The organism is Pantoea sp. GbtcB22 (genome assembly GCF_019091025.1).
Taxonomy (GTDB): Bacteria; Pseudomonadota; Gammaproteobacteria; order Enterobacterales; family Enterobacteriaceae; genus Pantoea; species Pantoea leporis.
Window position 1 is genome coordinate 1 of the sequence record NZ_JAGXKB010000078.1, and the last position, 304, is coordinate 304.

Here is a 304-nt window from a genome sequence, read left to right on the forward strand (position 1 = left end):
AAACTTTTGACGGCCGGGGCGTTATTGGCTCCGGCGCTGCCGGCGTTGGCCGATGGCGATGCGAACGCGGGTGCGCAAAAAGCGGCCAGCTGTATGGCGTGTCACGGTGCGGAGGGCAAAAGCGCGGTGCCGCTTTATCCCAATCTGGCGGGGCAACATGCGCCTTATCTGCTGCATTCACTGCAAGCCTATAAAAAAGGCGAGCGGAGGGGCGGCCAGGCGGAAGTGATGAAAGCGTTTGTAGCGGGATTGAGCGAAAAGGATATGGCAGATTTATCGGCGTATTACAATTCGTTAAAACCAT

Annotated in this window: 1 protein-coding gene; it reads left to right on the forward strand. The window is 56.9% G+C overall.

Annotation, left to right across the window (positions count from 1 at the left end):
• Positions 1-6 precede the first annotated feature (6 nt).
• Positions 7-304: cytochrome c (locus tag KVT28_RS24830; RefSeq protein WP_217550798.1), on the forward strand; the 298-nt coding region annotated here is incomplete at its 3' end.